The following is a 1626-nucleotide window of genomic DNA, read 5'->3' as shown; positions in this document are numbered from 1 at the left end:
GGCCCTGCGGGATGCGTTTGCCAGCAACCCGCATATCGCCCTGACCGAACTGCTGCACACCTTGGTGCGCGATGTGTACTGGCAGACATCGGGTGCGGATTGCCTGGAAGCCTATGTCCGGGAAATCCCGCTGCCGATCCATTCGCCCGACATGCCGGGCAGCCTTCCAGCTCATGCGCTGCGCCAGCGCAATGATGGCTGGAAGCATGATCTGCCGGATGACGAGGATGCGCTGTGGCGCTGGATCGACGGGCTGGACGATGCCAGCCGCATGGCTCTGCTGGCCCATTGCCTGTCCTTTGGGGTCAACGCGCTCTACGAGCGCATGCCCGCCTACGGCGCGGTGTCCCAGCGCAGCGTGACCGAGCGCCTCAAGCGGGCGGATCGTCTGGCATCGGCCCTCAGCCTTGATTTGGTCGAGGCGGGCTGGCAGCCCACGGTCGAGAACTATCTCGGCCGGGTGACCAAGGCGCGTATCCTGCAGGCAGTGCGGGAAGCACGCGGTGACGAGGCGGCCGAGCGCATTGCCCACATGAAGAAGCCCGACATGGCGCGCGAGGCCGAGCGGCTGCTGGAGGGTTCGGGCTGGCTGCCCGAGGTGCTGCGCACGATAGGGCGGCCAGATGACACCCCTGCCGAAATGCGGGGAGCGGGCGAAGGCGTGGAGGCCATCGCCGCAGAGTAGCGCAATGGATTTTTGGAATTGTGAGACAGCGGCTTCCGGTGCCCGGAAGCCGCTTTTTTCATGTCCGGTGTCCCGGAAAGAGGGAGAGGGCGGCTTCGCCTTGGGTGCCGAATAACCGGCATCAGAGGAGAGTTTTCCATGACCACAACCACCATCCTGCCCCCTGCGTCCCGTGGCGCCGCGTCCGGCGGCTTCCGGATCGATCCTTCGCGTGGGGAGCGTAGCGCCCGCGTATCGTCCGAATGGTTCTCGCGCCCCGATGACGAGCGGTATCTCTCGCTGTCAGATCTGCACGCTGCGACCCTAGCGCGTGCGGATCGGGTCACCGCGCGCACCGTCGAAAGCCGTGCCATTCGCGTGGAAGCATCGCGCGACAATGCCGAGCGCCTGACCCTCACCGTACTGGGGCAGAATGACCCGATCGCGCCCACACACTGGTCCTTCGGCCAGATGTGCAGCCTGGTCGGCGCGCCATCGTCATATCTGCGCAATCTTCCGGCCCCACTGGCGGCGATCAATCTGCAGCACGGACTGCTGTCGCACCGCGCCGAACTGGTCAAGACGCTGGAAACCGAAGACGGTCGGGTGGAACTGCGCGCAGTGACCGGCCCCGATTACGGCCGCATCTGGGATCATGAACTGGTCGGCGCGGTGCGCAAGATCGCCGGTGACGGCACAGGCGATACCAACTGGAAGGTGCCGGGTGTCATCGACTGGGCCACCATGACCCATAATCCCTATGTCGATATCACCAAGGAGACTACGACGCTCTACGCATCGGATCGCGATGTGTTCCTGTTTCTGGTCGATGATACCCATCCGATCGAGGCGGGCCGCCTGCCCAACGGCGACCCCGATCTCTATTTCCGGGGCTTCTATGCCTGGAATTCCGAAGTCGGCAGCAAGAGCCTCGGCATAGCGTCATTCTATCTGCGCGGAGT

At 64.5% G+C, this 1626-nt stretch carries 1 protein-coding gene and 1 pseudogene; both read left to right on the top strand.

Translation table 11 applies throughout. The features are described 5' to 3' along the window. Positions 1–685: pseudogene (locus JCM25156_RS16055) on the top strand (chromosome partitioning protein ParB); the annotation flags it as partial. A gap of 138 nt (positions 686–823) precedes the next feature. Further along, a partial coding sequence (locus JCM25156_RS16050) for a hypothetical protein (RefSeq protein WP_025813902.1) occupies positions 824–1626 on the top strand: 803 nt, incomplete at its 3' end.

This window comes from Komagataeibacter kakiaceti JCM 25156, assembly GCF_000613305.1.
Note: the sequence above shows the minus strand (reverse complement) of the source record. Positions and strands in the feature narration are given on the sequence as shown.